The sequence below is a fragment of the Pseudomonas cremoris genome (assembly GCF_014230465.1).
The window spans coordinates 16,504-38,873 of record NZ_JAAXCY010000011.1; the positions used below are offsets into that span (position 1 = coordinate 16,504).

21 protein-coding genes are annotated in these 22,370 nt (G+C 61.4%); 14 read left to right on the top strand and 7 right to left on the bottom strand.

Annotation, left to right across the window (positions count from 1 at the left end; all coding sequences use genetic code 11):
- The first annotated feature begins 9 nt into the window (after positions 1–9).
- From HF257_RS24700 to HF257_RS24740, 9 genes are all read left to right on the top strand, one after another.
- The gene (locus HF257_RS24700) at positions 10–1,458 is read left to right on the top strand and encodes an alginate O-acetyltransferase (RefSeq protein WP_185708456.1); all 1,449 of its coding nucleotides are present in this window, start codon (positions 10–12) and stop codon (positions 1,456–1,458) included.
- Between the two features lie 8 nt (positions 1,459–1,466).
- A complete protein-coding gene (locus HF257_RS24705) occupies positions 1,467–2,576 on the top strand; it encodes a mannuronate-specific alginate lyase (RefSeq protein WP_185708434.1) in 1,110 nt (369 codons plus the stop codon).
- A 228-nt stretch (positions 2,577–2,804) separates the two neighbouring features.
- Entirely contained in the window at positions 2,805–4,337 is a 1,533-nt protein-coding gene (locus HF257_RS24710; protein WP_185708433.1) for an MBOAT family O-acyltransferase, read from the top strand.
- Positions 4,338–4,348: 11 nt separating this feature from the next.
- A complete protein-coding gene (locus HF257_RS24715; RefSeq protein WP_185708432.1) occupies positions 4,349–5,533 on the top strand; it encodes an alginate O-acetyltransferase in 1,185 nt (394 codons plus the stop codon).
- A gap of 16 nt (positions 5,534–5,549) precedes the next feature.
- On the top strand, positions 5,550–6,206 hold the full coding sequence (locus HF257_RS24720) for an alginate O-acetyltransferase AlgF (protein WP_185708431.1): 657 nt from the start codon (positions 5,550–5,552) through the stop codon (positions 6,204–6,206).
- Positions 6,207–6,278: 72 nt separating this feature from the next.
- Positions 6,279–7,730 (top strand): mannose-1-phosphate guanylyltransferase/mannose-6-phosphate isomerase, encoded by a 1,452-nt coding sequence (locus HF257_RS24725; RefSeq protein WP_185708430.1) that lies wholly within the window; start codon positions 6,279–6,281, stop codon positions 7,728–7,730.
- 273 nt (positions 7,731–8,003) lie between these two features.
- Positions 8,004–8,468 carry a multidrug transporter gene (locus HF257_RS24730; protein ID WP_185708429.1) on the top strand — a complete coding sequence of 155 codons (465 nt, stop codon included), beginning with the start codon at positions 8,004–8,006 and terminating at the stop codon, positions 8,466–8,468.
- A 14-nt stretch (positions 8,469–8,482) separates the two neighbouring features.
- Entirely contained in the window at positions 8,483–9,295 is an 813-nt protein-coding gene (locus HF257_RS24735) for an SDR family oxidoreductase (RefSeq protein ID WP_185708428.1), read from the top strand.
- On the top strand, positions 9,295–9,696 hold the full coding sequence (locus HF257_RS24740; RefSeq protein ID WP_185708427.1) for a DUF4440 domain-containing protein: 402 nt from the start codon (positions 9,295–9,297) through the stop codon (positions 9,694–9,696). The genes HF257_RS24735 and HF257_RS24740 overlap by 1 nt, the downstream gene beginning before the upstream one ends.
- Before the next feature lie 156 nt (positions 9,697–9,852).
- Here the strand turns inward: HF257_RS24740 and HF257_RS24745 are convergent, their stop codons facing one another.
- The 4 genes from HF257_RS24745 to HF257_RS24760 are packed head-to-tail and all read right to left on the bottom strand — an operon-like array spanning position 9,853 to position 14,637.
- Positions 9,853–10,713 (bottom strand): efflux RND transporter periplasmic adaptor subunit, encoded by an 861-nt coding sequence (locus HF257_RS24745; protein WP_185708426.1) that lies wholly within the window; start codon positions 10,711–10,713, stop codon positions 9,853–9,855.
- A 10-nt stretch (positions 10,714–10,723) separates the two neighbouring features.
- Positions 10,724–10,924, bottom strand: a complete 201-nt coding sequence (locus tag HF257_RS24750) for a DUF1656 domain-containing protein (RefSeq protein ID WP_159962590.1) — start codon at positions 10,922–10,924, stop codon at positions 10,724–10,726.
- Complete coding sequence (locus tag HF257_RS24755; RefSeq protein ID WP_185708425.1) at positions 10,914–13,091, bottom strand: FUSC family protein; 2,178 nt, start codon at positions 13,089–13,091, stop codon at positions 10,914–10,916. Before HF257_RS24755 ends, HF257_RS24750 begins: the two co-directional genes overlap by 11 nt.
- A gap of 10 nt (positions 13,092–13,101) precedes the next feature.
- Entirely contained in the window at positions 13,102–14,637 is a 1,536-nt protein-coding gene (locus tag HF257_RS24760) for an efflux transporter outer membrane subunit (RefSeq protein WP_185708424.1), read from the bottom strand.
- Positions 14,638–14,820: 183 nt separating this feature from the next.
- Here HF257_RS24760 and HF257_RS24765 point away from each other — a divergent pair, with 183 nt between their 5' ends.
- The 5 genes from HF257_RS24765 to HF257_RS24785 all read left to right on the top strand — a co-directional run bounded on the left by HF257_RS24765 (position 14,821) and on the right by HF257_RS24785 (position 19,297).
- Positions 14,821–15,789 (top strand): LysR family transcriptional regulator, encoded by a 969-nt coding sequence (locus HF257_RS24765; RefSeq protein WP_185708423.1) that lies wholly within the window; start codon positions 14,821–14,823, stop codon positions 15,787–15,789.
- Between the two features lie 214 nt (positions 15,790–16,003).
- Positions 16,004–16,978: a 2-hydroxyacid dehydrogenase gene (locus HF257_RS24770; RefSeq protein WP_185708422.1), complete on the top strand. Its 975-nt coding sequence runs from the start codon at positions 16,004–16,006 to the stop codon at positions 16,976–16,978.
- Between the two features lie 85 nt (positions 16,979–17,063).
- Positions 17,064–17,966, top strand: coding sequence for a chemotaxis protein CheV (locus tag HF257_RS24775; RefSeq protein WP_185708421.1), 903 nt, complete (start codon positions 17,064–17,066; stop codon positions 17,964–17,966).
- Positions 17,963–18,445, top strand: a complete 483-nt coding sequence (locus tag HF257_RS24780; RefSeq protein ID WP_185708420.1) for a GNAT family N-acetyltransferase — start codon at positions 17,963–17,965, stop codon at positions 18,443–18,445. Before HF257_RS24775 ends, HF257_RS24780 begins: the two co-directional genes overlap by 4 nt.
- Positions 18,446–18,553: 108 nt before the next feature.
- Positions 18,554–19,297 carry a YkgJ family cysteine cluster protein gene (locus tag HF257_RS24785; protein WP_185708419.1) on the top strand — a complete coding sequence of 248 codons (744 nt, stop codon included), beginning with the start codon at positions 18,554–18,556 and terminating at the stop codon, positions 19,295–19,297.
- Positions 19,298–19,422: 125 nt separating this feature from the next.
- On the opposite strand, the gene HF257_RS24790 is transcribed toward HF257_RS24785, so the two are convergent.
- The 3 genes from HF257_RS24790 to HF257_RS24800 form a co-directional block, all read right to left on the bottom strand.
- Complete coding sequence (locus HF257_RS24790) at positions 19,423–20,997, bottom strand: methyl-accepting chemotaxis protein (protein WP_185712120.1); 1,575 nt, start codon at positions 20,995–20,997, stop codon at positions 19,423–19,425.
- A 107-nt stretch (positions 20,998–21,104) separates the two neighbouring features.
- Positions 21,105–21,875, bottom strand: a complete 771-nt coding sequence (locus HF257_RS24795; RefSeq protein WP_185708417.1) for a transporter substrate-binding domain-containing protein — start codon at positions 21,873–21,875, stop codon at positions 21,105–21,107.
- Positions 21,876–22,039: 164 nt separating this feature from the next.
- On the bottom strand, positions 22,040–22,273 hold the full coding sequence (locus HF257_RS24800) for a hypothetical protein (protein WP_185708416.1): 234 nt from the start codon (positions 22,271–22,273) through the stop codon (positions 22,040–22,042).
- Between the last annotated feature and the right edge of the window lie 97 nt (positions 22,274–22,370).

Here is a 22,370-nt window from a genome sequence, read left to right on the forward strand (position 1 = left end):
ATGACCCTTATGCACCCACACATGATCAAACTGCTGAGCCTCTCGGGTCTGACCCTCGGCCTGCTCGCGGCCAGCCAAGGCGTGCGCGCCGATGAAGTGAAAGCGCCGACCTTCACCGCCGAACCGTGCTGCAGCCTGTGCCCCGCCGCCCACGATGCGAAGAACTACACCACGCGCTACCAGCAGAACTTCACCACCCTGGTACAAGCCCAGGGCGATTGGTTGTTCCGTACCCAGGAAGACCTGCGCACCGAGTTCGACACCAGCCCCGCCGGCTACAAACGCATGCAGCAACTGCACGATGCGTTCAAGGCCAAGGGCGTTGAGTTGGTGGTGGTCTATCAACCGACTCGTGGCTTGGTGAACCGCAACAAACTCAATCCTGAGGAAAAAGCCAAGTTCGATTTCGACAAGGCCCTGGCCAATTACAAGACCATGCTCGGCCGTTTCGCCAAGATGGGCTACGTGGTGCCAGACCTGTCGCCATTGACCAACGAACAGCTTCCAGATGAATTGCCGGCCCACGATTTCTACTTCCGCGGTGACCAGCACTGGACCCCCTACGGCGCCCAGCGCACCGCGAAAATCGTCGGCGAAAAAGTGCGTGCCATGCCGGAGTTCGCCGGCATCCCGCAGCGTGAATTCGAAACCACACGCTCCGGGCGCATGGGCAAGACCGGCACCCTGCACAACATGGCCGGGCAGCTTTGCGGCACCAGCTACGCGGTCCAGTACATGGACCAGTTCACCACCGAACCGAAGGGCGAAGCGGGCGACGGCGACCTGTTCGGCGATTCGGGCAACCCGCAGATCACCCTGGTGGGCACCAGCCACAGTGGCAAGAACTACAACTTTGCGGGTTTCCTGGAACAGGAAATCGGTGCGGACATTCTCAACGTCGCCTTCCCAGGCGGTGGCTTGGAAGGCTCGATGATCCAGTACCTGGGCAGCGACGAATTCCAGAAGACTCCGCCGAAGATTTTGATCTGGGAATTCTCGCCGCTGTACCGCCTGGACCAGGAGACCATCTACCGCCAGATGATGTCGCTGCTCGACAACGGCTGCGAAGGCAAGACCGCGCAGATGACCGCCAGCACTTCTTTGAAACCCGGCAAGAACGAATTGCTGGTGAACAGTTCGAACAAAGACCTGCGTAATGCCAATCACCAGGTTGATATCCGCTTCGCCGACCCGTCGGTGAAAACCCTGCAAGCCACCCTCTGGTACATGAACGGGCGCCACGAGGACCTCAAGATCGAAAAACCCGAAACATCCGATACAGACGGGCGTTTCGCCTTCGAACTGCGCACCGATGAAGACTGGGCCTCACAAAACTTGCTGGCCGTGGAAGTCCAGGGCCCCGAGGCGGGCCAGGCCGCGCAGAAGGTTGAAGCGAAAATTTGCACACGCAACGTATTCCCAAGCGGCGGCCAAAAAACCGCCCAACTCGGGCAATGAGGTTACCTATGCAGAAGTTATTGATCCCCACGTTGCTGGGCCTGGCGATCTTCGCCGGCTCAGTCAACGCCGCCGCACCACTGCGTCCGCCCCAGGGCTACTTTGCCCCGATCGAAGCGTTCAAGACCGGCGACTTCAAAAATGACTGCGACGCCATGCCGGCGCCGTACACCGGCTCGCTGCAATTTCGCAGCAAGTACGAGGGTTCGGACAAGGCTCGCGCCACGCTCAATACCCAGTCCGAAAAAGCCTTTCGCGACAGCACCGCCGATATCACCAAGCTGGAAAAAGACACCAGCAAGCGCGTAATGCAGTTCATGCGCGACGGTCGTCCGGAGCAGCTGGAGTGCACGCTGAATTGGCTCACCAGTTGGGCCAAGGCCGATGCGCTGATGTCCAAGGACTTCAACCACACCGGCAAGTCCATGCGCAAATGGGCGTTGGGCAGCATGGCTTCGGCCTATGTGCGCTTGAAGTTTTCCGACTCGCACCCGCTGGCCAACCACCAGCAGGAATCGCAGTTGATCGAGGCGTGGTTCAACAAGCTGGCTGACCAAGTGGTGAGCGACTGGGACAACCTGCCGCTGGAAAAAACCAACAACCACTCCTATTGGGCCGCCTGGTCGGTGATGGCGACGTCCATCGCCACCAATCGCCGCGACCTGTTTGACTGGGCAGTGAAGGAATACAAGGTCGGCGTGAACCAGGTCGACGACCAGGGCTTCTTGCCGAATGAATTGAAGCGCCAGCAACGGGCCTTGTCGTACCACAACTACGCCCTGCCGCCGCTGTCGATGATCGCCAGTTTTGCCCTGGTCAATGGTGTTGATTTGCGCCTGGAAAACAACAGCGCGCTCAAACGCCTGGGTGACAAGGTGCTGGCCGGGGTGAAAGACCCGGACATCTTCGAGCAGAAGAACGGCAAGGAACAGGACATGAAGGATTTGAAGCAGGACATGAAATTCGCCTGGCTCGAACCCTTCTGCACCCTCTACACCTGCGCGCCGGATGTGGTGGAGCGCAAGCACGGGATGCAGCCGTTCAAGACTTTCCGCCTGGGGGGTGACCTGACCAAGGTCTACGACCCGGCGCATGAAAAAGGCAACAAGGGTTCTTGAGTAGCTAACTGAAGGAACAGGGTCCCAATGTGGGAGCGGGCTTGCTCGCGAATGCGGTGTGTCAGGCGACACATCTGTTACTGAACCACCGCATTCGCGAGCAAGCCCGCTCCCACAGTTAACCCGGTTCCGTCAGTGAGATTGCAATACCGCCCTCCCCCGAATTTTCGTGGGGGGGTTTGGGGGGGCTGCGGCCCTTGACTGTCTGTTAAACATGGAGAGATCGGGATGGTTTTCTCGTCCAATGTGTTCCTGTTTTTGTTCTTGCCGATCTTTCTCGGCTTGTACTACTTGAGCGGGCAACGCTATCGCAATCTGCTACTGCTGATTGCCAGCTATGTGTTCTACGCCTGGTGGCGAGTGGACTTCCTGGCGCTGTTCGCCGCCGTGACGCTGTGGAACTACTGGATCGGCCTTAAAGTCGGCGCTGCGGGCGTGCGCACCAAGCCTGCCCAGCGTTGGCTGCTGCTCGGCGTGGCCGTCGACCTGTGCATCCTCGGCTACTTCAAGTACGCCAACTTCGGCGTCGACAGCATCAATGTGATGATGAAGTCGGCGGGCCTGGAGCCGTTCATTCTCACCCACGTGCTGTTGCCGATTGGTATCTCGTTCTACATCTTCGAGTCCATCAGCTACATCATCGACGTGTATCGCGGCGACACGCCGGCAACGCGCAACCTGATCGACTTTGCGGCGTTCGTGGCGATCTTCCCGCACTTGATTGCCGGCCCCGTGCTGCGCTTTCGCGACCTGGCCGACCAGTTCAACAACCGCACCCACACCCTCGACAAATTCTCCGAGGGCTGCACGCGGTTCATGCAGGGTTTCATCAAGAAGGTGTTTATTGCCGACACCCTCGCGGTGGTGGCCGACCATTGCTTCGCCCTGCAAAACCCCACCACGGGCGACGCCTGGCTCGGCGCGCTGGCCTACACCGCGCAGCTGTATTTCGACTTCTCCGGCTACAGCGACATGGCCATCGGCCTGGGCTTGATGATGGGTTTCCGCTTCATGGAAAACTTCAAGCAACCGTATATCAGCCAGTCGATCACCGAGTTCTGGCGCCGCTGGCACATCAGCCTCTCCACCTGGCTGCGTGACTACCTCTACATCACCTTGGGCGGCAACCGTAAAGGCACGCTGACCACCTACCGCAACCTGTTCCTGACCATGCTGCTCGGTGGCCTGTGGCACGGCGCGAACATCACTTACATCGTGTGGGGTGCCTGGCACGGCATGTGGCTGGCGATTGAAAAAGCCATCGGCCTGAACACCGCGCCGCGCAGCTTTAACGTATTGCGCTGGGCCTTCACCTTCCTGCTGGTGGTGATGGGCTGGGTGATCTTCCGCGCTGAAAACCTGCACGTCGCCGGCCGTATGTACGGCGCCATGTTCAGCTTTGGCGAGTGGTCGCTGTCGGAACTCAACCGCGCCAGCCTCACCGGTCTGCAAGTGGCAACTCTGGTGGTGGCGTATGCAACCTTGGCGTTCTTCGGTCTGCGGGATTTCTACACCAACCGCCCGGCCGAAAAAACCAAGCCGGCCGACCCAAGCCTGATCAAGGCAGTGCCTGGCGACAACCCCGGCAGCATCCACCAGCCCGGCTTCACCGTGGGCCAGGACGCCGCCGTACAACCGGCCTACTGGACCGCTGACTGGCCACGCTACGCCATGCGCGCTGCGGTGCTGCTGCTGTTCGTGGCGTCGATTCTCAAACTGTCGGCGCAGAGTTTCTCGCCGTTCCTTTACTTCCAATTTTGAGGGAGCCGACCATGACCCGTTCATTACGCGTCCTCTATATCGGCCTGTTCCTGGTGGTGCTGCTGGCCCTGGGCGCCTGGTCGCTGCGCAGTTTCTTCGGCTTCAGCACCAATGCCGATGCCACGGTGCTTAACGGTCGCTGGACCAAAGCCGTCGAAACCCACTACGACGACGAGTTCCCGATCAAACGCCTGGGCACCAACCTCTGGGCAGCACTGGACTACAAACTGTTCAATGAAGGCCGCCCCGGCGTGGTGCTGGGCCGCGACCACTGGTTGTACAGCGACGAGGAGTTCAACCCCGCCGTCAACGAAGACCAGAACCTGCAAGGCAACTACGCGCTGGTCGAAGGCGTGCGCCAGAAGCTCAAGGCCCAAGGCATCCAGTTGGTGATGGCGATTGTGCCGGCCAAGGTGCGCCTGTACCCGGAACACTTGGGTGAAGTGAAACCGGCGAGCATCCACGCCAACCTCTACCAGGACTTCCATGCCCGTGTGGCGGCCGACAAGATCATCGCCCCCGACCTGCTCGGCCCGCTGCAACAGGCCAAGCTGAGCGGCAAGCAAGTGTTTCTGCGCACGGATACCCACTGGACGCCTGATGGTGCCGAAATCGCCGCCAAGCAACTGGCACAGACCATTCGCGAGAAAACCCCGCTGAGCGGCGAGCCACAGCGTTTTGTCACCGAGGCCGAAAAAACCGAGCCGCATAAAGGCGACCTGCGTCTGTTCCTGCCCCTGGACCCGCTGTTCGAAAACCTGATGCCGCCGAAAGAGCCGCTGGAAAAGCGCGTGACCCACCTGGCGCAAGCCGGTGGCGACGACGCACTGTTCACCGACAGCGAAACCTCGGTGGCACTGGTGGGCACCAGCTACAGCGCCAACCCCAACTGGAACTTCGTCGGTGCACTCAAGCAAGCCCTGCACAGCGACGTCATCAACTACTCGGAAGACGGCCACGGGCCGATCCTGCCGATGCTCAGCTACCTGAAAAGCGATGACTTCAAGAACAGCCCGCCCCAGGTGCTGATCTGGGAGTTTCCTGAACGTTATCTGCCTGTGAACAACGAAATCGGTGATGCCGACCCGCAGTGGGTTGCGCAACTTAAACAAGCCGGTTCGCGCCAACAGAACATGGCACTGAACACCCCAGTTAAAAACCCAAAATCCGAGACGCCCGACCGGGCGCAAAACTGAAAGAGAGGTAACTCACATGACTTTCACTACTACTCCTCGTCGTCTCGCCAAGACCCTGGCCCTGGCTGCTGGCATGAGCATCGTGTCGATGTCCGCCTTCGCCGGTGGCGACGCCGCCCTCTACGGCCCGACCGCGCCAAAAGGTTCGAGCTTCGTACGGGTCTACAACGCCAGCAACCAGGAAGTGAGCGCCACCGTCGGCGCTACCAACCTGAGTGACGTTGCGCCACTGGCCAGCAGCGATTTCAGCTTTATGCCGGGCGGTGACTACAGCGCCAAGATCGGTAGCCAGACCGTACCGGTCAAGCTCGCCGCCGATCACTACTACACCCTGGTCAACAGCGGCAGCGGTCAACCACAACTGATCGAAGAACCGCCGTTCAAGAACAAGCAGAAGTCCCTGGTGCGTGTGCAGAACCTCAGCGACAAGGCCCTGACCTTGAAGACCGCTGACGGCAAGACCGATGTGGTCAAGTCGGTGGCCGCCAAGGGCCGTGGCGAACGTGAAATCAACCCGGTGAAGGTGAGCCTGGCGTTGTATGACGGTGACAAGAAAGTCGGCGATGTGAAGCCGGTTGCTTTGGAACGTGGTGAAGCAGCGGTGCTGTATGTGACGGGCTCCGGTTCGAGCCTCTCGCCAGTCTGGGTGAAACGCCCGGTATCGACCCGCTGATTAGCTTTTCAACTTGAGGCCCGCCCCTGTCGGGGTGGGCTCTGACCCCAATCGATTCAAGGAGAAACACCCATGATCCCAGTAATCCTTTCCGGTGGTAGCGGCTCACGTCTTTGGCCGCTGTCGCGTAAACAGTTCCCTAAGCAATTCCTGGCCCTGACCGGCGAGCACACGCTGTTCCAGCAAACCCTGGAGCGCCTGGTGTTTGAAGGCATGGACACACCGATTGTGGTCTGCAACAAGGACCACCGCTTTATCGTCAACGAGCAACTGAGCAACCGTAAGCTGGACTGCCAGCGCATCCTGATGGAACCGTTCGGGCGTAACACTGCGCCGGCCGTGGCCCTGACCGCGATGATGCTGGTCAATGAAGGCCGCGACGAGCTGATGCTGGTACTGCCGGCCGACCACGTGATCGATGACCAGAAAGCCCTGCAGCGTGCACTCGCCCTGGCCACCGTGGCCGCCGAGCGTGGTGAGATGGTGCTGTTCGGCGTGCCGGCCACCCGTCCCGAAACCGGTTATGGCTACATCAAGTCCACCGCTGACTCGCTGCTGCCGGAAGGCGTGAGCCGCGTCGAACAGTTCGTGGAAAAACCCAATGAAAAACGCGCCGTCGAGTTCGTCAAAAGCGGCGGTTACTTCTGGAACAGCGGCATGTTCCTGTTCCGTGCGAGCCGCTTCCTCGAAGAACTGAAAAAGCACGACCCAGACATCTACGACACCTGCCTGCTGACCCTTGAGCGTAGCGAGCAGGATGCCGACACGGTGTCCTTCGACGAAGCGACGTTCGCCTGCTGCCCCGACAACTCCATCGACTACGCCGTGATGGAAAAAACCCAACGCGCTTGCGTGGTGCCGCTGAGTGCCGGCTGGAGCGACGTGGGTTGCTGGGCGTCGCTGTGGGCGGTCAACGATAAAGACGCCGACGGCAACGTCACCAAGGGCGACGTGGTGATCCAGGACAGCAAGAACTGCATGATCCACGGCAACGGTAAGCTGGTGTCGGTGATCGGCCTGGAAAACATCGTGGTGGTGGAAACCAAGGACGCGATGATGATTGCCCACAAGGACAAGGTCCAGGGCGTCAAGCAGATGGTCAACACCCTCAACGAACAGGGCCGCAGCGAGACCCAGAACCACTGCGAAGTCTATCGCCCGTGGGGCTCCTACGACTCGGTGGACATGGGCGGTCGCTTCCAGGTCAAGCACATCTCGGTCAAGCCAGGCGCGTGCCTGTCGCTGCAGATGCACCACCACCGCGCCGAACACTGGATCGTGGTCAGCGGCACCGCCGAAGTGACCTGCGACGAGAATGTGTTCCTGCTCTGCGAGAACCAGTCCACCTACATCCCGATTGCCTCGGTGCACCGCCTGCGCAACCCGGGCAAGATCCCGTTGGAGATCATCGAAGTGCAATCGGGCAGCTACTTGGGCGAAGACGATATCGAGCGGTTTGAAGATATCTACGGTCGCTCGACGCCGGTAGAGCGTGGCGTGTCGGTGAAAACTATCGCGCAGTAAAACAGTCGTACAAGAAGCCCTCGCCCAGCCGACTGCGTCCCCTATCCGCAGCCGGTTGGGCGGGGGCTTTTTCTTTGGCCTTGTGGTGAATGTGAAGGCCTCTTCGCGAGCAAGCCCGCTCCCACAGTTGACCGAGTACATCTTTTGGAATGCGGTCGAATATGGGAGCGGGCTTGCTCGCGAAGGCGTCATCCCAACCAACCCACCTCTCAAGCCGCCCAATCCCACCTACGCTTACGTTAGGATGCTCGTTCCCAATTCGAGGTGGTCTCCATGTTCTTCGGCGTTCTCCTGATCATCACCTGGCTGATCCTGCTGCTGCGCTACCCCGCCAAGGCCCTGCCGGTGTCCCTCGCTGCGGCGGTCGGCCTGGGTTTCGTGGCCATTTGGGTGGTGTGGCTGGACAGCCGCGAAGCCTCGCAACTGGCCCGCCTGGAACTGCGCATCACCTACGCGCCGCAGGAATGCCCCGCCGACCGCCCGCTGAAACTGATCCTGAACAACGGCAACGATGTGCCGCTGACCGAACTACGCTGGCGCGTTGCCGCCTATGCACCGGGCGACACCGTGAACCTGGCCGACAACGTCTACGCCGCCCCCCGCTATCGCGGCCCCGGCGAGTTGCAGGCCGGTGCCACTTGGGAAGACTGCCTGCCCACCCCGCCACTGCGTCCCGGCTACCGCCCGCAAACCCTGGAATTTCGTGCCGAACACCTGCAAGGTGGTTTCTCGGACTGACAAAGGACTGATCCATGCCCAACGTACTCATCACCGGCTGCTCCAGCGGCATCGGCCGTGCCTTGGCTGATGCCTTCAAAGCCGCCGGTTTCCATGTGTGGGCCAGCGCCCGCCGCCCGGACGATGTCGCCGCCCTCGCTGCTGCCGGGTTTAACGCCGTCGAACTGGACGTCAACGACAGCGTCGCCTTGCAACGCCTGGCCGAACAACTGGGCGAGCTGGACGTACTGGTCAACAACGCCGGCTACGGCGCCATGGGCCCACTGCTGGATGGCGGCACCGAAGCCATGCAGCGCCAGTTCGAGACCAACGTGTTCTCCATCGTCGGCGTAACCCAGGCGCTGTTCCCGGCGCTGCGCCGCAGCAAAGGCTTGGTGGTGAACATCGGCAGTGTGTCCGGTGTATTGGTCACGCCGTTTGCCGGCGCGTACTGCGCGTCCAAAGCCGCCGTGCATGCCTTGAGCGATGCCCTGCGCATGGAACTCGCGCCGTTTGGCGTGCGGGTGATGGAAGTGCAGCCGGGGGCTATCGATACGAGCTTCGCAAAAAACGCGGGCGCGCAGGCTGAGTTGTTGATCAGCGAGAAATCCCCCTGGTGGCCGCTGCGTGAAGGTATTCGTGCGCGCTCCCAGGCCTCGCAGAACAACCCCACACCGGCCAGTCGGTTTGCCGCACAAGTGCTCAAGGGCGTACAACAACCCGCACCACCGCGCTTGTTACGCGCCGGAAATGGCAGCCGGGCGTTGCCGTTGATGGCGGCGTTGTTGCCCAAAGGTTTATTGGAAAGCGTGTTGAAGAAGCGCTTTGGCTTGGAACGGAGTTTGTAATGATCGACTACAGCGACTTTTTTGAAGAAGTGATCCAGACCCACGTCGAGATCGAACAATGGTTCGCCGGTGTCGCGCCCGAAGGCACGTTGCAAAGCCTGCTCGCGCGCTTCTCCCCGGAGTTCAGCATGATCGCCCCCGCCACCGGCACACGGGTAAATGCTGCCGGGGTTAACGCTTTATTCACGCGCCTGGGCGGAATGCGACCGGGGTTGAAGATCACCCTGAGTGAAATGGCCGGGATTGATCGGCATGCGCGAGGTGCCACGGTGACGTATCGCGAGCATCAGGTGGATGACAGCGGCACGCAGACAGATCGCCGCGCCACCGTGGTATTCGAAAAACAGGCCAGCGGCGCCCTGCTGTGGCGCCACCTGCACGAAACCTTCATCAAGGCCTGACCTTGTAGTGAGCGGGCTTGCCCCGCGCTGGGGGGCGAAGCCGCCCTAATCCAGGCACCGCGTTCCTTCTGAAAAACCGCGGCGTAACTGTTGGGGCGGCTTCGCCCCCCAGCGCGGGGCAAGCCCGCTCACTACAGGCAAGCCAGCGCCCACCGGTTAGTTCGGTGTTTGGTTGACGATTACCGTGCACGTTATGCCGGCTGCCAACAAAACGCCGTCCGGCACTTCATCAATATGAATCCGCACCGGCACACGTTGCGCCAAGCGCACCCAGTTGAACGTCGGGTTCACATCCGCTACCAACTCGCGGCTCTCCGGGTTGTCACGGTCATAGATACCGCGCGAGATGCTTTCCACGTGACCCTTTAACGTCTCGCCGCTCATCAATTGCATGTCGGCTTTGTCGCCCACCTTTACATGCGGCAGTTTGGTTTCTTCGAAGAAGCCGTAGACCCAGAACGAGTTCATATCCACCACGGCCATCTTGGCCTCGCCAATGCGCGCATAGTCGCCGCGATGCACATTGAGGTTGGTGACGTAACCGTCCACCGCCGCCAGCACTTGAGTGCGTTTGAGGTTCAGCTCGGCCGCTTCCAGTTGCGCCAGGGCGTGCTGGTAATCGGCCAACGCCGAATCGGCGATGTTGCTGGCGTCGTCACGGTTTTCCTTGGAGATCACCAGCGCATCGAGATCCGCTCGGCGGTGGGCGTTGACCTTGCGCATTTCCCAGGTGGCTTTGCGCGATGCCACGAGGGACTGCGCCTGCTTGACGGCGATACGGTAGTGCTCGGGGTCGATCTGCATCAGCAGGTCGCCCTTTTTTACCAACTGGTTGTCACGCACCGGAACGTCGACCACTTCACCGGTCACGTCGGCGGCGACGTTGATGATGTCGGCGCGCACGCGGCCGTCCCGGGTCCACGGAGTCTCCATGTAGTGCACCCACAACGTGCGGCCAATCCAGATCGCCAAAGCCAGTACCAGCAAGGTGGCGAGCAGGCTGAAAAACTTTTTCATCGGGGCATTCTCAACGGTAGACGGTCAGCGCCAGGGCGCCGAACAGACAAACGAACAGGCTCAGGCGCAGCAACGCCGGGTGCCAGAAAAAACGGTACAGGTCGAACCCGGCCAGGAAACGATCCAGCCCCCAGGCCAGCCCCGCCGCGATCAGGAACATCAAGGTCATGGTCGGCATGTAGATGCCGTGGAACGCGATTTCACGGGGCATGCGCAGCTCCTTTAAGGGCAGCGAGTGGCGATTGTGGGTCCAGCAACGAGGTGCGGATAAAGTGCAGGTAGCTTTTCACCCGCCGCAGGGCCGAGGTGTCGAAGTGCGGGGCGAAGGGTTCATCGGTGGCCTGAACGCGGCTGATCGCATGGTCGACGGCAATCAAACCGCGCTCCAGGTTGCTGGCGCTGGGTTGCAGGAACAGCCGCACCAGCGAGCGCCCCATCACGCGGATCGCCTGGCGCCATGGCTGCGACTCGGCGTACGCCGGGTGCACCGGCAGAATCGCCTGTTCCTTGCGCAATTCGATGATCGCGTGACCGACCTCCAGCACCACAAACATCCAACGCAGTAGATCGCGCTGCACTTGCGGCTGGCCGACCGCAAGGCCGTAAGCCTGATGCAGCAGGTCGCGGGTGCGGCTTTCAAAACTCGACGCCAGGCCCTTGAGCTTGCCGCTGATGGCATACACCACTTGCTCGCGCAGGTCCTGCTCAAGGCGGCGCCATAACCAGCGGCTGTTGGGCGGCAGGATGATTGCCCCCGCCGCCGCGCACACCAGCATGCCGATGACCATGGCGATGTAGTCGTTGATAAAGGTGTAGGGGTTGTAGACCGTGAGGTTGTCTGGCACCGAGCCGGTGCTGAAGAAAATCAGCAAGCCAACGCCGACGCCTGCGTATTGCGGGCGTGAGGCGAGGAAGGCGCCGAGGATGATCACCGGGGCGAGCATCACGCACAGCAGCGGGAAGCCGTCGATCCAGGGGAACACGAAGAACATTTCGACGAAGCCCACCAACGCGCCGATCAAGGTGCCGCAGGCCATCTGGAACGCCATGCGCTTGGGGTTGGGCGTGGCGGCAGACAGGCCAACCGTTGCCGCCGCGATCAAGGTCATGGTCGCGCCGCTGGGCCAGGCGGTGGCGACCCAATAGCTGCCAAGCACGATGAGGATGAACGACGCGCGAATCCCCGACGCGGCGCAGGCCAGCCAGTTGGTCTTGGGTGTGTAGGGTTCGTCCCAGTCTTCACGGGCGTGGCTGTGGTCGGCCAGGGAGGCGTGGGTTTGTGCGTAGTTGTGCAGGTCGTCGACAAAGCGGTAGAGCAACTCGTAGGCGGTGTGGAAATCCAGTTGCTCGGCTTCGGTTGGGTTGCAGTCCTGAAAGGCCGCGCGCAACGCACGCACCTTGGCCGGCAGGCCGTCCTTATAGGCCGTGAGTTGCGCCACCAGGCGCGCGGCATCGGGGCTGGTGAGCGCACGCCCGGAAAAACCATCGAGCAGCTCGGCCAGGTCGTGCAGGCCGGGTTTGATCGCCGCCACCACGTGATCGGCCTCATCGGTGCGCAGCCGTTCAAGCAATTGGTGCAAGGCGTTGAAGCGCGTGGTGATGCTCATGAATTCGCTGTTGAGGCGACTCAATCGACCATTGCGCCGACGCATGTGCGGGTCTTCAAACACGGTAAGGCTGCGCAGCCCTTCCAGGCCGACCGCTTCGGCGATAAAGCGCACGTTGCTGGCCTCGAACCCTTCGCGCTGGCTGCGCCCACGCAGGCCGTCGGTGACGAATAACGCGAACACGCCAAAGCGCTGGTACAGGGCGTTGCGCATCGCGGCGCTGGAGGTTTGCGGCAGGATCGCGGCGCTGACCAACGTGGAGCACAAGATCCCCAAGGAAATTTCCAGCACCCGCCACACCGCCGCCATGAATGCGCCGTCCGGATGCGCCAGGGCTGGCAGGCCGACCATCGCCGCGGTGTAGCCGGCGAGTACAAACCCGTACGCGCGAAAGTTGCGATTACGCGTTGCCCCAGCGGTGCAAACCCCGACCCAGATCGCCAGCGCGCCAAGGAACAGTTCGGTGTTCTGCGCAAACAAGGCGATCAACAACACCATCACCGCCGACCCGGCCAAGGTGCCCAGGAAGCGGTAGAAACTCTTGGCGAATACCTGGCCGCTCTGCGGTTGCATCACGATAAACACGGTGATCATCGCGGTGCGCGGTTGCGGCAGTTCCAGACGCATCGCCAGCCACAGCGTGAGGAACGCGGCAATCAGCACCTTGAAGATATACACCCAGGTCACGCCGTCGCTGCGTGCCCAGTCGAAGAAACCGCGGCGCCACTCAAGGGAGTGCAGCCAGCGCAGCGGTGCAGGCAAGGGAGTCATTCAGTCCTACTCAGTGATCAAACACGGCGAGTGCCGCCGGGGTCTTGCTCGGGAGGGTCTTGGCATCCTGGGGTACGTCGTTGCCGGCACCGAGGCCGCCGCCCAGGGCGGTGACCAGTTCGGCATGCGCACTCAGGCGGGCGGCCTGTACCTGTTGCTCGATCTGCTGCTGATGAAACAGCAAGGTCTGGGCATTGAGCACATTGAGGTAGTCGGTGAGGCCGCGTTGGTAGGCGATCATCGCGATGTCATAGGTTTTCTGCGCCGAGGCCACCGACTGGGCGGCAAAGTTGGATTGCTTGTCCATCGATTCGCGGCGGATCAACTGGTCGCTGATGCCCTTGAGCGCGTTGACCAGGGTTTGGTTGTACTTGGCGACGGCGATGTCGTAACCGGCACTGGCCTCGCCAAGCTCGGCCCGTAGACGGCCGCCGTCGAAGATCGGCAAGGTGATCGCCGGGCCGACGTTGTAGTTGAATTTCTTGCCCGCCAGAAACTCCAGCATGCCGCCGCCAGTGGCCATGTAGCCGAGACTGCCCACCAGGTCGACGTTGGGATAGAACCCGGCGTGGGCCACGTCGATGCCACGGGCTTGCGCGGCGACTTGCCAACGGCTGGCGACCACGTCCGGGCGCTGGCCGAGCAGTTGCGCGGGTAGGCTCGATGGCAACTTCAGCGGCGCAGCCAGGGACAGGCTTGGGCGTTGCAGCTGCGCGCCCTCCCCCGGGCCTTTGCCGGCCAATGCGGCCAGTTGATTACGGCTCAGGGCAATTTCTTCATCCAGAGCATCCAGTTGGCGGTGGGTTTCCGGCAACGGGGTTTCGGCCTGGCTGACGTCGAAGTGCGTACCGATCCCGGCGTTCAGGCGTTTGTTGGCCAGGTCCAGGATCTGCCGTTGCTGGGCCAGGGTGGCGGCGACGATATCGCGGTTGGCGTAGTGCAACGACAGCTGGATATAGGCGCGCACGACGTTGTTCTGCAATTCGAGTTGGGCCTGGCGCGCTTCGGCAGCGCTCATGTGCGCCATGTCCACGGCGCGCTCGGTGGTATTGCTTTCGCGGCCCCACAGGTCGAGGGCGTAGCTCAGGCCCAGGGACGAATTGTTGTCCCAGGTGGTGGCACCGCTCAGTTCACCAGGGCCGTAGAACTGGTCTTTCGGCCAGTTGTGGCGCTTGAGGGTGGTGTCGCTGTTGATCTGCAGCGACTCGGCGGACTCGGCAATCCCGGCCATGGCCCGTGCTTCACGCACGCGTGCGGCAGCCATGGCCATGCTCGGGCTGTTTTGGGTGGCGAGGTCGACCCAATGATTGAGCTGGGCGTCGCCATAGGCTTGCCACCATTGCGCGGTGGGCCAATGGGCGTCCTGGGCGGCGCTCTGGATCGCTTCGTCGGTGGCCAGGTTGTTGGCGCTGAGGGCCTGGCCTTGGGGGGCGATTCCTCCGGTTCCGATACAGCCGCTGATTGCTAACGATAAGGCGCAAACACTGAGAGCCTTCAGCCCTCCGTTAATGAGAGTCTTGAGCTCTCTGCTGATGCGACGCGGCACGGCGAACGAATTCCTGAGGTGGTGTTGCGGGGGAAGGTGGCGCAATTCTAGGCGGCGGCATTGAGGACGATAAGCTGGCATTCCTGTGAATCTTTGTTACCGTTCAGGCGATAATCCGTTGGTAGGGATCACTGGACGGCGTAACTTTCTGTCACAATTTGTTATCTCCCCTGAGAACACTCCATGGACACTTTGCAAAACATGCGCGCCTTCAGTTGTGTGGCCGAGGCTGGCAGCTTCACCGCCGCCGCCGTGCAACTGGACACCACCACGGCCAACGTCTCGCGCGCGGTCTCCAACCTGGAAGCCCATCTGCAAACCCGCTTGCTCAACCGCACCACCCGTCGCATTGCGCTGACTGAAGCCGGTAAACGCTATTTGCTGCGCTGCGAACAAATCCTGGCCTACGTCGAAGAAGCCGAGGCCGAAGCCAGCGACGCCCACGCACGCCCTGCCGGGCAGCTGAAAGTGCACACCATGACCGGCATCGGCCAGCATTTCGTCATCGACGCGATTGCCCGCTACCGCCGCACCCACCCGGACGTGACCTTCGACCTGACCCTGGCCAACCGTGTGCCTGACCTACTCGACGAGGGCTACGACGTGTCCATCGTGCTGGCCAGCGAGCTGCCGGACTCGGGTTTCGTGTCCCAACGCCTGGGCATCACCTACAGCATCGCCTGCGCCTCGCCGGATTACGTCAAGGCCAAGGGCTGCGCGCAACGCCCCCATGACTTGCTCAACCACGCTTGCCTGCGCCTGGTCAGCCCGGTGATCCAGTTGGACAAATGGACCTTCAACGGCCCCGAAGGCCAGGAAAGCGTGGCCATCAACACCTCACCGTTCCTGGTGAACTCGGCCGACGCGATGAAGACCGCGATCACCAGCGGCATGGGCGTTGGCCTGCTGCCGGTGTATGCGGCGATTGAAGGCCTGCGCAACGGCACCCTGGTGCGGGTGATGCCCAACTACCGCTCCCAGGAGCTGAACCTGTACGCCATCTACCCGTCGCGCCAATACCTGGATGCAAAGATCAAGACCTGGGTGGAATACCTGCGCGGTTCGTTGCCGGAGATTCTGGCGGCGCATCAGGCGGAATTGGTGGCGTATGAAGTGAGTGGCGGGTTGGGCAGCGCTCGTTTAGCGACCTGATTTCTTCTAAACGATGGAGATCAAATGTGGGAGCGGGCTTGCTCGCGAAAGCGGTGTGTCAGTCAATAAGTCTTTATCTGACACACCGCTTTCGCGAGCAAGCCCGCTCCCACATTTAGATCTGTGTTCACGTTGGTTCAGTGGTGTCCTGACAACGCTGGCCAAGAATGTTAGCGTGCTTCGCATTCTTCCGTAGTCGATGAGCCCGCCTGCAATGAAAAAGACTGTCCTCGCCTTCAGCCGCGTCACCCCGCAAATGATCGAACGCCTGCAACAGGATTTCGAGGTGATCGCGCCTAACCCCAAGCTGGGTGATATCAACGCTCAATTCAATGAAGCCCTGCCCCACGCCCATGGTTTGATCGGGGTGGGCCGCAAGCTGGGCCGCGAGCAGTTGCAAGGTGCGAGCAAGCTGGAAGTGGTGTCCAGCGTGTCGGTGGGCTACGACAACTACGACGTGCCCTACTTCAATGAACGCGGGATCATGCTCACCAACACCCCCGACGTGCTCACCGAAAGTACCGCCGACCTGGCTTTCGCCCTGTTGATGAGCAGCGCACGCCGTGTGGCCGAACTGGATGCCTGGACCAAAGCCGGCCAGTGGAAAGCCAGCGTGGGTGCGCCGCTGTTCGGTTGCGATGTGCACGGCAAGACCCTGGGCATCGTCGGCATGGGCAATATCGGCGCAGCCGTGGCGCGCCGTGGTCGCCTGGGTTTCAACATGCCGATCCTGTACAGCGGTAACAGCCGCAAGACTGAGCTTGAGCAGGAGCTGGGCGCCCAGTTCCGCAGCCTGGACCAGTTGCTGGCCGAGTCGGACTTCGTGTGCCTGGTGGTGCCATTGAGCGACAAGACTCGCCACCTGATCAGCACCCGCGAGTTGGGCCTGATGAAATCCAGCGCGATCCTGATCAACATCTCCCGCGGCCCGGTGGTGGATGAGCCGGCGCTGATCGAAGCGCTGCAAACCCAACGCATCCGTGGGGCGGGGCTGGATGTGTATGAGCAGGAACCGCTGAGCGAGTCGCCGTTGTTCCAATTGAGCAATGCGGTGACCTTGCCGCATATCGGCTCGGCGACGAATGAAACCCGCGAAGCCATGGCCAACCGCGCCCTGGAAAACCTGCGCAGCGCCCTGCTGGGCCAGCGTCCGCAGGACCTGGTGAACCCGCAGGTCTGGAAGGGCTGATTTTAGCGGCCCATGCCCCTAAAGCATGGGCCGCTCAAGTCGATAACCTTCTATAGATGTCATCCCTGATCCACAGAAGGTTTTTATGTCCACCACCAAAGCCCGCGCAGATTCACTCTCGCTTCTGCTCTTTACCTTGCGCAGCGGCAAGCTGATGGCGATCAACCTGCTGAAAGTCAGCGAAATCATTCCCTGCCCGCCGCTGACCAAGCTGCCGGAGTCCCATCCTCACGTCAAAGGCATCGCCACCCTGCGCGGCGCTTCGCTGTCGGTGATCGACCTGAGCCGTGCCCTGGGGGAGATGCCCCTGCAAGACCCGGACGGCGGCTGTCTGATCGTCACCGATGTGAGCCGCTCCAAGCAGGGCCTGCATGTGCAGGCGGTGAGCAAGATCGTGCACTGCCTGACCACTGACATCCGCCCGCCCCCCTTCGGGTCCGGCGGCAATCGCTCGTTTATCACCGGGGTGACCCAGGTAGAGGGCGGCCTGGTGCAGGTACTGGACATCGAAAAAGTCATCCACGGCATCGCCCCGGCGCAGATCGAAGCCGCACCCACCGACCTGACCATGGAAGAGGCCGAAGTGCTCGGCAATGCGCGCATCCTGGTGGTGGACGACAGCCAAGTGGCGCTGCAGCAGTCGGTGCACACCCTGCGCAACCTGGGCCTCACGTGCCACACCGCACGCAGTGCCAAGGAAGCCATCGATGTGCTGCTGGAACTGCAAGGCACCGCGCAGCAGATCAACGTAGTAGTGTCGGACATCGAAATGTCCGAGATGGACGGCTACGCCCTCACCCGTACCCTGCGCGAAACGCCGGACTTCCAAGAGCTTTACGTGTTGCTGCACACCTCCCTGGACAGCGCGATGAACAGTGAAAAAGCCCGACTGGCTGGCGCTGACGCGGTGCTGACCAAGTTCTCGTCGCCCGAGCTGACCAAGTGCCTGGTGGTGGCTGCGCAAACCGTGGCGCAAAAAGGTCTGTGAGCGAATATTTCCAACTGCTGCGCCGCGACCTCACCGGCAGCCTGCCCGCCCCACAATGGCCGGCCGATACCCAGTTGGGCCATTACCACGACAACCTGGCCCCGGCGATTCACGCAGTGTTATGCATGACTCAGGAGCAAGGCGGCGGCCGCGTGCCCAACCTGGAAACCTGGCAGCGCCAGTTCACCACCGATGCCGAGTTCGACCCCACGCTGTGCCTGGTGGCGAGTAACGCCGAGGGCATTCTCGGCGTAGCTCAGTGCTGGACCAGCGCCTTCATCAAGAACCTCTCCGTTCACCCTTGTGCCCAAGGCCAGGGGCTCGGCCGTGCGCTGCTGTTGCACAGTTTCCAGGTGTTCAAGCAGCGCGGTGAACCCTATGTGGACCTCAAGGTGCTGGAAAACAACCTGCGTGCCCGGCAGCTTTATGAAAGCGCGGGAATGAGATTTGTCCTACGGGATGTAGTGCAAGAGGACTGACAGGCGCTGGCGCACAACTTGCTTCCAGAGAGCCAGCTCGGTGAACAGAGGTAAAAACCCGTCACCGTTCCTGCGTGCCCTCTGACCTTGCCTGGTGACAGATCCGCCATGAACACTCATTTTTCCTGCGTCGGTTGCGGTAAATGCTGCACCGACCATCATGTCCCCCTCACCCTCGACGAAGCCCGTATGTGGGCGGCCGACGGCGGTAATGTCATTGTTCTGGTGGAAGGTTTCCTCGGCAATGGCCTGGGTCTGCCCCAACAACAACGCGAACATGCCGAGCGCCGTTCGGTGGTGGTGCCCAGCGGCAACATCGAGGCGTTTGTGGCGATCACTTTTGCCGCTTACAACGCCGGACGCTGCCGGAATCTTGACGAAGACAATCGCTGCCGTATCTATGAACGGCGGCCGTTGGTGTGTCGCATTTATCCGATGGAGATCAACCCACATATCCCGTTGAACCCCGCCGCCAAGGACTGCCCGCCGGAGTCATGGGAGCAGGGGCCGGCGCTGATCGTCGGGGGTGAGTTGATGGACGTGGAGTTGGCCGAGCTGATCCAACGCTCACGCCAGGCCGACCGCGACGACGTGCAGGCCAAGGAGGCGGTATGCGCGTTGCTGGGTATTCGCACCACGGCGCTCAAGGGCGATGGGTTTACCGCGTACCTGCCGGACATGGGCGCGTTTGCACAGGCGATTGAGTTGGCGATGGAGCGGCCAGCGGTGGCCAGTGAGTGGGTGTTTCATGTGTCAGGGCTGGATATTGCCGAGCAGGTGCTGGATGCCGGGGCGCAGATTGCGACGCAGGTGCCGGCCAATTATGCGTTTATTTCGCTGAGGGCGGCGTAGGTCTGAATGGCCCCTTCGCGAGCAAGCCCGCTCCCACATTTGACTGCATTCCAAAATTGGATCTCGGTCGAATGTGGGAGCGGGCTTGCTCGCGAAGGCGGCGGTACATTCACCGTAAATCTTACTCAGCGCCGCCCACTCCAAAACTCCTGCGCCAACTGCCGCAAATCCTCCGCCAATGCCGCCACATCCTCCGAACTGAGCTGGCTCTGCTGCCCGGCACTGACGGTGGCCTGCCCAGCGTTACGAATGCCGACGACATTGCGATTGATGTCTTCGCTCACGGCACTTTGTTCCTCCACGGCCGCCGCGATCTGCTGGCTCATGGCAGTGATTTGCATGACACGCTGGCTGATGCCGTCCAACGCCGCAGCAGCCCGTTGCGCCTGTTGGACACTGGCCTCGACGTGCTCGCTGCTGTGCGCCATGGCCTGCACCGCATCCCGCGCGCCGCCTTGCAGGGTGCTGATCATGCGCTGGATTTCATCGGTCGATTGCTGAGTGCGCTGGGCCAGGCCGCGCACCTCATCGGCCACCACCGCAAACCCGCGCCCCTGTTCACCGGCGCGCGCGGCTTCGATGGCGGCATTCAGCGCCAGCAGGTTGGTCTGCTCTGCAATCGTGCGAATCACCTCAAGTACACCGCTGATCTCGCCGCTGTGGTGTTCCAACTGGTGGATCACCTCGGTGGCCCGCGCCAACTCCTGAGACAGACGCAATACCGCGTCGCGGCTCTCATCCACGCGTTGATGACCTTCACGGGTCTCGTTGCCGGCCTGGTCTGCCGCCTTGGACGCCTGTTGGGCGTGGTTGGCCATTTCGGCCACGCTGGCGGCCATTTCATGGATTGCCGCGGCGACCTGGTCGGTCTGGGCTTGCTGGCCCAGGCTACTGGCGTGGCTGCTATCGAGTTGCCGCACCAGTTGGGCCGCATGCCCGGACAGACGCTGGGAAGCATCGCCGATACGCCCCACCACCGCGCCCACCTGGGCTTCGAGCATCTGCAGGGCGAACGCGATCTGCCCGCACTCATCCCGACGGCCGGTGTAGATCGCCTGACTTAACGGGTTATCGGCAATGACGCGTGCCCGCTGACTCAACTGGGCCAGAGGTCGAAGGATCGCGCTTACCCCCACCGCGCCTGCCGCACAGCCCGCAGCCAACGCTAACAGTTGCCAGGTCAGCGAATAGGCCGCCAGGCCCAACACCAACGCCCCGGTCACACCGCAGGCAGCAGCGACCCAAGCCGACAATTTCAGGCCCAGGCCCACGACCGGCCAGCGCGCGGGCTTACCCGTGAGCAAACGCGCATAGGCCCGTTCCGCTACCGCTACCGTGCGCGCATCCGGCTTGGTGCGCACCGACTGATACTCCACCGTCACACCGTCCCGCGTCACGGGCGTGGCGTACGCGCTGACCCAATAGTGATCGCCGTTCTTGCAACGGTTTTTCACCATGCCCATCCATGAGTGCCCAGCTTTCAAGGTTTGCCACATGTGGGCAAATGCCTGCGGCGGCATGTCCGGGTGACGCAAGATGTTATGCGGCGTGCCCAACAACTCATCGCGGCTATAGCCACTGATGTCGATAAAGTCTTGGTTGGCGTAGGTAATTGCGCTCGTCAGGTCGGTGGTCGAAAGGATGTTGGCGTCAGGGGAAAAGTCCACATTTCGACCGGTGACCGGCAGATTGATCTTCATGGGCAAGCGCGCTCGTGATTGTTAGAAGAGTCGGCAGGGCGTCGACTCTAAGCGCCCCCATCGGGCAAATACTGATCTAGCTCATGTTCTGCGCAATTAATTGGCCATCACGGTATTTCCAGGCGGTAAGGCTGGACGATCCGCTGGTACTCGCCGTTTTGCATCAACTGTTCAAGCGCATGGTTGAGTTCATTGCGCAGCGCCGTGTCCGGTTTGCGCAGCGCAATCGCAACACCATCACCCAGCAACTCAGCGGAAACAGCGGGCCCTGCAAAGTCGAAGTCCTGGCCAGTGTCGGTGTCCAGCAAGGCGTCGCGGATTTCCACGGTGCCCTGCAGTGTTGCATCGATTTCACCGGCCACCAGGCTGCGGACCAGCTCGTCGTTGAGCCAGAAGCTCTCGACGATAACGCCCTTGGGTGCCCACTTGGAACGGGCGAAGGCTTCACGATTGCTGCCCAGCAACACGCCGACTCGCTTGCCTTTTAGCGACCTGGCAGTCGGTGTCAGGCCTGAGTTTTTAAGTGCCACCAGGCGAGTGGTGAAGGGATAAAGGTTGTCGGTGAAGCTTACCCAGCGCCGTCGCTTGGGCGTGGGTGCAATGCCCATGATTGCGTCGAACTGCAGGGCTTCAAGGGCTTTGAAGTTTTCGGCCAGCACTTGGTCGACCCACGTGCAGCGCGCATTCAATTGCAGGCACAGGGCGTTGCCCAGCTCGATATTCAGCCCGACCAACTGCCCTTGGGGGTTGCGGCTCTGGAAGGGGGGGAATTGCGCAGCAATGGCGAAGCGGATCTCTCGTCGCGGTTGATCAACGGCCGCAACGGTATTCGCCGAGAGCAATAGAGCAAACACAGCACAGAGATGTATCAACGCCACAGGAAAGGTCCTTTTCCGGAAAGAGCAACCCCTGCCCCACCCTGGAAAAAACTCAGGGCAGAGCAAAAGCCGTGCAAGCTTTCAAGAAACGGTGGCGCGCATACAATCGGAAACTTCAGCGCAATCTGTAGGAAATAGCCCTAACGAACTTCAGCCTATTACTCTTAGCGTTTACCCATTGAGCGGCGAGTACCCGGTGGGGCCATGCCCGGAGACTTCGTATGGCCGTTTTTGGCACCATTCTTGTACCAAGGCTGGGCGGCATTCTTGGCCCCGGCCAGCTCTCCCGGCTTGAATGGGAACTTGAACGCCGGGATCTCGGGTTTTTCAACGCTTTCGGCGCTGGCCGGATCGACCAGGTCGGCCGCTTCAACAGGGGATTGTGTCGGGGAAGTCATGGAAGCTCCGAAGCGTGCAAAAAATGAGGCGGGCCGGCTTGCGGGCCACACTGGCGCGCAGTATACCTGCGGCCCCGTAATCTTTAACCACTGTCGT

Coding starts and splice junctions, on each gene's coding strand:
- HF257_RS24700 (WP_185708456.1), top strand. CDS start 10: ATGCACCCACACATGATCAAACTGCTGAGCCTCTCGGGTCTGACCCTC.
- HF257_RS24705 (WP_185708434.1), top strand. CDS start 1,467: ATGCAGAAGTTATTGATCCCCACGTTGCTGGGCCTGGCGATCTTCGCC.
- HF257_RS24710 (WP_185708433.1), top strand. CDS start 2,805: ATGGTTTTCTCGTCCAATGTGTTCCTGTTTTTGTTCTTGCCGATCTTT.
- HF257_RS24715 (WP_185708432.1), top strand. CDS start 4,349: ATGACCCGTTCATTACGCGTCCTCTATATCGGCCTGTTCCTGGTGGTG.
- HF257_RS24720 (WP_185708431.1), top strand. CDS start 5,550: ATGACTTTCACTACTACTCCTCGTCGTCTCGCCAAGACCCTGGCCCTG.
- HF257_RS24725 (WP_185708430.1), top strand. CDS start 6,279: ATGATCCCAGTAATCCTTTCCGGTGGTAGCGGCTCACGTCTTTGGCCG.
- HF257_RS24730 (WP_185708429.1), top strand. CDS start 8,004: ATGTTCTTCGGCGTTCTCCTGATCATCACCTGGCTGATCCTGCTGCTG.
- HF257_RS24735 (WP_185708428.1), top strand. CDS start 8,483: ATGCCCAACGTACTCATCACCGGCTGCTCCAGCGGCATCGGCCGTGCC.
- HF257_RS24740 (WP_185708427.1), top strand. CDS start 9,295: ATGATCGACTACAGCGACTTTTTTGAAGAAGTGATCCAGACCCACGTC.
- HF257_RS24745 (WP_185708426.1), bottom strand. CDS start 10,713: ATGAAAAAGTTTTTCAGCCTGCTCGCCACCTTGCTGGTACTGGCTTTG.
- HF257_RS24750 (WP_159962590.1), bottom strand. CDS start 10,924: ATGCCCCGTGAAATCGCGTTCCACGGCATCTACATGCCGACCATGACC.
- HF257_RS24755 (WP_185708425.1), bottom strand. CDS start 13,091: ATGACTCCCTTGCCTGCACCGCTGCGCTGGCTGCACTCCCTTGAGTGG.
- HF257_RS24765 (WP_185708423.1), top strand. CDS start 14,821: ATGGACACTTTGCAAAACATGCGCGCCTTCAGTTGTGTGGCCGAGGCT.
- HF257_RS24770 (WP_185708422.1), top strand. CDS start 16,004: ATGAAAAAGACTGTCCTCGCCTTCAGCCGCGTCACCCCGCAAATGATC.
- HF257_RS24775 (WP_185708421.1), top strand. CDS start 17,064: ATGTCCACCACCAAAGCCCGCGCAGATTCACTCTCGCTTCTGCTCTTT.
- HF257_RS24785 (WP_185708419.1), top strand. CDS start 18,554: ATGAACACTCATTTTTCCTGCGTCGGTTGCGGTAAATGCTGCACCGAC.
- HF257_RS24790 (WP_185712120.1), bottom strand. CDS start 20,997: ATGAAGATCAATCTGCCGGTCACCGGTCGAAATGTGGACTTTTCCCCT.
- HF257_RS24800 (WP_185708416.1), bottom strand. CDS start 22,273: ATGACTTCCCCGACACAATCCCCTGTTGAAGCGGCCGACCTGGTCGAT.